Genomic DNA, 8,282 nt, shown 5'->3' on the forward strand with positions numbered 1-8,282 from the left:
CGGGTCAGCCACGGCCGCACGTCGGGCACCTCGCCGGTGACGATCACGCCGTCGCGGCCGTCGCGCGCGGTCAGCGCGGGGGTCGGCTTGCGCCCGACGATCGCGAAGCGCGCCGCGGGATGGCGGGCGCGGATCATCGGCAGCGCGTCGCGCGCGAAGCCGAGCGCCGCCTCGACATTGGGGGCATAGTCCATCTGCCCGGTGAAGACGATCAGCGGCGCTTCCTCGGGGACGTGCGGCGCCGGCGCATAGGCGGCGAGATCGATGCCGTTCTCGAGCACCTGCACGCATTCCGCCGACAGTTTCGTCCGCGCGCGGAACAGCGCCGCCTCGGCCTCGCTGACGAACAGCGACACCACCGCGCGCCGCGCCGTCTCGCGCTCGAAATGGAACAGGCGCTTCGCCTCGCGCGCCCACAGCATCCGCATCGGCCCGCGCGCGGCGCCCGCATAATCCGCGAATTTGCGCGAATCCATGTCGACAAAGTCCATCACGAAGGGCCGGTCGGTCGGCGCATATTGCGCCATCTGGCCCGAGAAGACGTAGACATGGTCGATCGGCTCGTCGGCGAGCACCCGGTCGACGAAGCCCGCCATCGCCCTGCTGCCGAACGCCGCCACCGACATCGACGACCGTTTCGCAAAGCCGATCGCGGCGGCCGAGCCGCGCGAGCGCGTCCGGACCTCGACATGCAGCCTGGCGACCAGCGGGCGCAGCGCCTCGGCGGCGGCGACGTCCGCCTCGTCGTCCGCGAAGGTCGCGAGATGGACGCGGTGGCGGCTGCCGAGATGCTTGAGGATGTTGTAGGAGCGGATCTTGTCGCCGCGGTCGGGGGGATAGGGGACGCGGTGGGCGAGGAACAGCAGGTCGCCCATCGGCTCAGCCCAGCCCGCGCGCGAGCGGCGGCCCGAGCCGGTTGGCGAGCCACAGCGGCAGCGTCTTCCACAGCGCGATCTGCGCGCGATATTTGGGGCTGAGCGGATTGACCTCACGCGCCTCGGCCCCGTCGGCGGTGCGCACCGCATAATGCAGCGGCTCGGGCACGAAGCCCCAATTCTTCTTATAGGCGAAGGCACCCGTGCCGGGCTTGGACCGGCCGAAATCGAAGCGGGTGCAGCCGCGTTCGCGCGCATGGCGCATCAGCGCGAAATACATCAGCTCGTTCGCGCGCACCGTCCTCGCCTCCGCCGTCCCTCCGCCCCAATAGGGCAGGACCGTGCCGTTGTGGTACAGGCTGAGCACCGAGGCAATCGCCCGTCCCTCGTGGCGGACGGTGAGGATGTCGGCATCGTCGCCGAAGCGCGCGAGCACTTCGGCGAACAGGCGTTTGGGGAAGACCGGCGTGCCGAGGTTGCGGACGCTGGTCGCATAGACCGCATAATGCGCGGCGCGATCGGCGGGGCCGGTGCCGATGGTGACGGTCAGGTCGCTCGCCAGCGCCTTGCGCACCTCGGCGCGCTGCTTGCGCGGGATCGCCTTGAGCTCCGCCTCGTCGTCGACGGCGAGCGGACGGACGAAGCCGGCGTGCGTGTCGCTCTTGTGCTGCCATCCGACGCCCGCGGGTATCGTGCCGCCGCGCAGTTCGAGGCTCGGGCAGTCGAGTTTGTCCGCCAGCGCCCAACCCGCCTCGATCAAGGCTTCTGCGACCGCATCATCATCGGCGAGCACGCCGCCGCCGACCGCGAAGCCGGACGAAACCATCGCCTTGCCGAACAGCAGCGAGCGGATCGTGGTGAGCGGCAGCACCCCCTCGATCCGGCCCGATCGCTCGGCAACGAGCATATGCGCGCGCTGGCGGGTGCCCGCCTCGATCGCGGCGAGCCAGGCCGGCAGGTGGAAGGGCGTGCCGCGGGGATGCGCGCGCACGAAGGCGGCGACCGCGTCGGGGTCGGGGTCGGACCGGATGTGGAGCGGAAGCACCGCTTCGGCCGGGTTCACGCGGCGACCTGCTCTGCGACGACGCGGTCGACCCGGTCCCAGGCGAACTCGCCGAGCAGCCGCTCGAGCTTGCCCTCCATCGCCGACAGACGGCTGTAGTGGCGCAGCCTGGACTTGAACGGGGCGCCCGCGACACGCGGCTGCTGGGGGTCGATCTCCCAAGGGTGGAAGTAGAACACCGCGGGGCGCTCGACTTCGCCGCCATGGCCGGCATTGACCTGGCGGATCGCCCAGCGGCTGAAGCGATAGGGCAGCAGCCGGAAGAAGCCGCCGCCGCCCGCTGCCAGCGTCCGCGTGCCGAGCTTGGCGGTGGTCACCGGCAGTTCGAGCATCGCGCTTCCTGCAACGGGCTTCCACACGAAGCGCGGGCTTTCGGGCCAGCCATAATGGTCGTGCTTCACCGGCGCGACGCTCGACGAATAGGTATAGCCCTCCTCGGCGAGGATCGGGTGTGCCCAGGGCGTGCGCGTGTCGATCGAGAAACTCGGCGCGCGGTAGCCGGTGACCGCGGCGCCGGCGGCATCCTCGATCGCGGCCTTGGCGCGGCGCAGGTCGGCGCGGAACTGGTCGGGGGTCAGCGTGAACACGCGGTCGTGGTCCCAGCCGTGGCTGGCGATCTCATGGCCCTCGGCGACGATGCGCCGCATCTGCTCGGGCGCGCGCTCGGCGACCCAGCCCAGCGTGAAGAAGGTCGCCTTGACCTGCAGCCGATCGAACAGATCGAGCACCGCATCGGTGTTGCGCGCGACGCGGCCTTGCAGCCGCGGCCAGTCCGCCTTGGCGATCACCTTTTCGAAGGCGCCGACCTGGAACCAGTCCTCGACGTCGACCGAGAGCGCGTTGCGCATCCGCGGCATCGCTCAGTGCGTGCCGTAGCGGGTGTCGGCGCCGACGCTTTCCTCGCGCTCGATCCAGTCGATCAGCAGCGACAGCACGCGGCGCAGCGCCGCCTCCTGCTCGTCGATCCGTTCCTCGAGCTGCGCGATGCGATCGAGCAACTCGGGATCCTGCCGGGTGACGACGCGGACCGCGGGTGCGGTCTCGCTCGGCGGCGCGGCGTCGGCGATGCGCTGGCGCTGCGCGGCGTCGGCGAGCGGTTCGGGGACGACGCGCTCCTCGGCCATGTCGGCGGCGACGAGATCGACGGTCGCGGCATCGATCCGCGCCAGACCCTCGATCGCGCCGTGCATCAGCACACGGCCCGCCAGCATGTTGAGCTTGCGCGGCACGCCGCCCGAATGGCGATAGAGCGCGGGCAGGCTGTCGTCGACGAAGTCGGGATTGCCCTGCCAGCCGACCAGCGCCAGCCGGTGCGCCACATAGGGGCCGACCTCGGGCTCCTCCATCGCGGTCAGATGATGGGTCGCGATCACGCGCTGGCGGAGCTGCTCGAGATGCTCGGAGCGCTGCAGCCGGTCGCGGAACTCGGGCTGACCGAGCAGGAAGATTTGGAGCAGCGCGCGTCCGCCATTCTGGAAGTTGGAGAGCATGCGCAGCTCCTCCAGCGCGGAGACGGGCAGGTTCTGCGCCTCGTCGACGATCAGCAGCGTCTGCCGGCCTTCATTGGCGTGGAGCCGCAGCGTGCGCTCGATCCGCTCGAGCAGCTGCGCCTTGGCGAGGCCTTCGGTGGCGAGCCCGAGCTTCTGCGCGGTCAGGCGCAGCATATCCTCGTCCTCGACCTGGGTCGAGACCAGCCGGATCGCGTTGAGGCGCTGCGGGTCGACCGAGGCCATCAGATGGCCGACCAGCGTCGTCTTGCCCGCGCCGACGTCGCCGGTGACGACGATGAAGCCCTCGCCCTGCGCGAGGCCGTAGCCGAGATAGGCCATCGCGGTGCGATGGGTCTTGCTCTCGAACCAGAAGCGCGCGTCCGGCGTCAGCTGGAAGGGGCGATCGCTGAACCCGTAATGGCTGTCGTACATGCGAGACTGTCCCGTCGTTACATCTGGTAGCGGAGCGCGATCAGGCCGGTGCCGATCACGTCGTCATTGGAGCCGTCGCCCGCCCCCGAATAGACGCCCAGCGAGGCGCTGCCCGAGAGGTGCGGCGAGAAGGACCGATTGTAGCTGCCGGTCGCGCCATAGCTGTAATAGCCGTGCGACCCGAACGCGCTGCCCTTATACCAGGCGCCGAGCGCGTTGACGGTGACGTTCGAGACCGGCGACAGCTTGCGCTCGACAATGCCGTCGACGGTCACGCTCTGGTCGGTCTGGCCGTCGAAGCCGTCGATCGACGGACCGAGATCGGGGGCGAGATAATGGCGGTTGTCGTAGCCGACGCCGATGCCATAGACCCACAATCCGCTCGACTTGGAGTAATTGGCGTAGACGCCGCGCGAGCGGTAGAAGTTGGAATTGACCGAACTCAGCGCGGGGATGCACGCCCCCTGCCCGCCATTGGCGCCGAACACGCAGCCCGACAGCGTGCTTGGCACCGCCGGCGCAAGATTGTCGAACTGCGTCGGCAGTGCCCCCGCCTCGCTGGTCAGCTGGCGGCCGAAGCTCTGGATATCGTCATAGGCGACGACCTGGATGCTCGAATTCTGGCTGAGCTGGTCGGAGAAGCGACCGGTGACCACGGTCTCGCCATAGCGGCGCCCGCCGCGGACCTCGAGCGTGGTGCGCGCGCTCGGCCGCCACAGCACCCCGACGTCCCAGATCAGCCCGTCCTGGTCGTAGGAGAGCAGCCGCTTCTTGCCGTGATCGGCCTGAAGATGGCGCTGGCCGTCGAGGATCGCGTTGCCCGCGGCATCGGTGAGGATCGCCGACTGGGTGGCGCGGTTATCCTCATAGCCGGCGCCGCCTTCGAGCGCGAGCGTCTGGCTGACCGGCACGGTGATGTCCGCGCGGCCGAAATAGCCCTGCATCCGCGCGTCGAGGAAATGGACATTGTCCTGCGTCCAGCCGCCCGAGACCTGCCAGCCGAACGGCAGCCCGCTCGCGCGCGGCGCCATGCCGATCGATGCGTCGACGATCTGGTCGGTGGTCGCGAAATTATTCTGCAGCACCGGCTGACCGGGCCCAAGATCATAATCGCCCGATCCCCCCGTCGTCCGGGTGTAGCCGAAGCGATAGTCGCCGTTGATCGAGAGGTCGCCGAGATGCCCCGCATAGCTGGGCCCGGCCTCGACCGCGTAGACCTGCTCGGTGTTGGCGGTGTCGCCATAGGTGAAGCCCGGCGACTGCGCGCCCAGCGTGCCGCGCGTCCGCGCCGCGATCCCGGCCACGTTGAGCGAGAGCTCGGGGGTCGCCTGATAGACGAGGTTGGCGAGGCCGCTGTGCGTGTCGGTGTCGCGCTCGCGCTTCGACCAGGCGAAATAATGGTCGTAGCGATAGTCGATCTGGCCGTGGAGACGCTGGCTGTCGAAGGTCACGTCGACCCCCGCGCCGACGCCGGTGTAGGTCACCGCATCCTGGCCGTGCCCCGACAGGTCGGCGTCGAAGACCTGCTCGACTTCAATATAGGGGTGGATGGTGGTGCGCGCCGATGCCTGGGTCGCGCCAAACGCGGCCGCGAGGGGCACAAGCGGCAGGAACAGCAGCGCATGGCGCATGGACGTGGTCATCCGTCGATCCCGTAATAGCGGCCGAAGCGCCGGCTGGCGCCACCGAACTCTACGCCGTTCAACAGCAATTGCGGCCGCGGACAGGCCGACAGCATCTCGAGCGCCTCACGCAGTTCGCTCTCGCCGGTCTTTTCCGCGCGCACGACGAACAGCAGCTGGCCGCAGTGCATCGCCAGCACCGAGGCGGGCGAGGCGGCGAGCGCGGGAGGCGAATCGAACAGGATGACGCGGCGCGGATCGCGCGACCGCAGCCGGTCGAGCACCGCGCTGGTCCGCGCCGAGGCGAGCAGCTCGGTTGCCTCGTTGGTCTGGCGGCCGGCGGGCAGCACCATCAAGCCCGGGATGTCGGTGCGGATCAGGCACGCCTCGACGTCGACCTGCGCGTCGGCGATCGCATCGATCAGCCCGGGCCCGGCTTCGAGCCCCAGCGTCGAGAGGATCTCGGGCTTGGCGACGTCGGCGTCGACGAGGATGACCTCGACGTCCTTTTCGGCGGCGAGACTGATCGCGAGGTTGATCGCGCAGAAGGTCTTGCCCTCGTCGGGACGCGCCGAACAGACCAGGATGGTGCGGCCATTGGCGGCGTCGTCGGCGCCGCGCAGCAGCTGGCGCTTGACGATGCGGAACTCCTCGGCGAGCGCGGTCGTGCCGCTGTCGGGCAGGATGAAGCCGCCGTCGCGCAGGGCATCGATCGCGACGGTACCAAATCGCGGCGCAGGTGCGGGTCCGTCGAACAACGGCGTGACGACCGCCGCGGGCGAGACGACGTCGGCGGAGACGGGCAGCGGTTCGGAGGGCATGCCCGGTCCGCGCAGCGCCGCGCCGAAATCGTAGAGGGCGGCGGCGCGCTCGACCAGCGAGGGGCCACGCGGTCCCTTGCGGACTCCGCGATCGTCGGGGCCGGGCGTGATCATGCTGAACTTGCTCATGCCTGGATCCTCACGCCATCAGCCCGCGCTGGGCGAATTCGACGACCAGCAGGAGCAGATAGGCCCCCACCAGCGCGCCGCCCGCCCCCGCGAACCATTTGATCTGCTGGGCCTCGAGCGCGGTCTGCTTGGGGCCGCGGACATAGCTGACCGCGCCCAGCACGGGCAGGCCGCTTGCCGCCGCCAGCGCCGCGGGCGTCGAATAGCTCGTCTGCAGCTTGGCGCGCAGGAAGGCGACGCCGGCGCCCGCGGCCAGCGCGAGCAGCAGCACGCCCGAGAGCAGCAGCGGCCGCTTGGGCTTGGCCGGCACCTTCGACAGCGTCGGCGCGTCGATCACGCGGATCTGCGTGGAGCCGGGCGAATTCTGCGCATCGGCGCGCAGCTTGATCGCCTCGCGGTCGGTGAGCAGCTTGTCATAGGCCGCCTGCAGGACGTCATGGTCGCGCGCCAGCTTGGCCTGCTGCGCGGTGATGTCGGGATCGCTCGCCTGCTTGGCAGCAAAGGAGGCGAGATCGGCCTGGATCTGCGCATGGCGCGTGGCGAGCGCCGCATAGGTCGCCTGCTTCTCCGCGACCATCGCGCGCATCGACATATAGGCCGGGTTGGGCTGGCTGGTCGCGGCGCCGCCGCTGCCGCCGCTTGCCGGCTCGGCCGCTGCGATCGACGACAGCCGCGCGATCTGGTTCTTGAGCGCGATCACGTCGGGATGCTGGTCGGTCCAGCCCAGCGCCTGGTCCTGCGCGAGCTGGCCGCGCAGCTGCCCAAGCTGGGCGCGCGCGCCGCCGGTCGTGCCCGCGACAACGGGGGTGGGCAGACCGGGGATCGTCGCGGGCGTCCCGGCGAGCTGGCCGTTGACCGCGGCCAGCGCGCTCTGCGCGGCGGCGAGATTGGATTCGACGTCCTGCAGCTGGGCGCGCGAGGCATCCATGCGCTGCTGGATCGAGCCGGTGCCGGGCAGCGACCCCATGAACTTCTGGTCGAACGCCTGCTGCTTCTGCTCGGCATCCTGCAGCTGCGCGCCGCGCTGGGCGAGTTGCTGGTCCATGAAGGTGAGCGAGCGCTGCGCCTCCGCCGCGCCGCCCGCGGTGCTGCCGGTGACGAACTGGTCGACCAGCCTGTTGGCGACCGCCTGCGCGAGATGCGCATTCTGCGAATCGGAGAAACCGCCGCCGGAGAGGTCGACGCTGATCTGGTAGAGATTGTCCTGCGTGCTCTTGACCGCAATCGCGTTCTGCAGCCGCGTCACCATCAGCGCCATGTCGCGCGGGGTCGCGGCCTGGCGGGCGAGGTCGGTGCTCTTGATCACCGCGGTCAGCGTGTCGCCCGAGGTCAGCGTCTGGCGCACCGAGTCGATGTCTTGCGCCTGTTCGCTGGGGTTGATGCCCACCGCCTGCGGCAGGATCGACTGCGGCTGGATGTAGATTTTGGCGACGCTCTCATAGGTGTTGGGGATCAGCGAGATCGCCAGCCAGCCGACCAGCGCGAGCCCCCAAGCGACCGCGAGCGCCAGCCAGCGGCGACGCCAGACGGCGTGGATGCCGACACGGATCTGGTCGAGAATGGCGGTCATTATGCGGTGTCCCGGGCTCGACGGATCAGAACAGGCTCTCGGGGATGATGATCACGTCACCCGGTTCGAGCTTGACGTTCGCCTTCACGTCGCCGTGCTTGAGCAGCTTGGCGATCTGGATCGGATACTCCTGCTGCTTGCCCGTATGCTTGTCGAAACGCACCAGCTTCGCGCGGTCGCCTGCCGCATATTGGGACAGTCCGCCGACCGCGATCATCGCGTCGAGCAGCGTCATGTTGGCGCGGTAGGGCAGGCTCGCGGGCTTCTCGGTGGCGCCGAC

Annotated in this window: 8 protein-coding genes; all 8 read right to left on the reverse strand. The window is 69.7% G+C overall.

Annotation, left to right across the window (positions count from 1 at the left end; translation table 11 throughout):
- A partial coding sequence (locus tag Q0326_RS05955) for a glycosyltransferase (protein ID WP_298688141.1) occupies positions 1 to 875 on the reverse strand: 875 nt, incomplete at its 3' end.
- A gap of 4 nt (positions 876 to 879) precedes the next feature.
- On the reverse strand, positions 880 to 1,938 hold the full coding sequence (locus Q0326_RS05960) for a FemAB family XrtA/PEP-CTERM system-associated protein (RefSeq protein ID WP_298688143.1): 1,059 nt from the start codon (positions 1,936 to 1,938) through the stop codon (positions 880 to 882).
- Positions 1,935 to 2,786 (reverse strand): XrtA system polysaccharide deacetylase, encoded by an 852-nt coding sequence (locus Q0326_RS05965; RefSeq protein WP_298688145.1) that lies wholly within the window; start codon positions 2,784 to 2,786, stop codon positions 1,935 to 1,937. The genes Q0326_RS05960 and Q0326_RS05965 overlap by 4 nt, the downstream gene beginning before the upstream one ends.
- A gap of 12 nt (positions 2,787 to 2,798) precedes the next feature.
- The gene (locus Q0326_RS05970; protein ID WP_298688147.1) at positions 2,799 to 3,860 is read right to left on the reverse strand and encodes an AAA family ATPase; all 1,062 of its coding nucleotides are present in this window, start codon (positions 3,858 to 3,860) and stop codon (positions 2,799 to 2,801) included.
- 17 nt (positions 3,861 to 3,877) lie between these two features.
- Positions 3,878 to 5,503, reverse strand: coding sequence for a hypothetical protein (locus tag Q0326_RS05975; protein WP_298688149.1), 1,626 nt, complete (start codon positions 5,501 to 5,503; stop codon positions 3,878 to 3,880).
- A complete protein-coding gene (locus tag Q0326_RS05980) occupies positions 5,500 to 6,432 on the reverse strand; it encodes an AAA family ATPase (RefSeq protein ID WP_298688151.1) in 933 nt (310 codons plus the stop codon). Before Q0326_RS05980 ends, Q0326_RS05975 begins: the two co-directional genes overlap by 4 nt.
- 10 nt (positions 6,433 to 6,442) lie before the next feature.
- The gene (locus tag Q0326_RS05985) at positions 6,443 to 8,002 is read right to left on the reverse strand and encodes an XrtA system polysaccharide chain length determinant (protein WP_298688153.1); all 1,560 of its coding nucleotides are present in this window, start codon (positions 8,000 to 8,002) and stop codon (positions 6,443 to 6,445) included.
- Between the two features lie 25 nt (positions 8,003 to 8,027).
- The coding region (locus Q0326_RS05990) for an SLBB domain-containing protein (RefSeq protein WP_363303762.1) at positions 8,028 to 8,282 on the reverse strand (255 nt) is incomplete at its 5' end.

Origin of the sequence: uncultured Sphingomonas sp. (genome assembly GCF_937859915.1) — a bacterium.
In the GTDB taxonomy this organism is placed as follows: domain Bacteria; phylum Pseudomonadota; class Alphaproteobacteria; order Sphingomonadales; family Sphingomonadaceae; genus Solisphingomonas.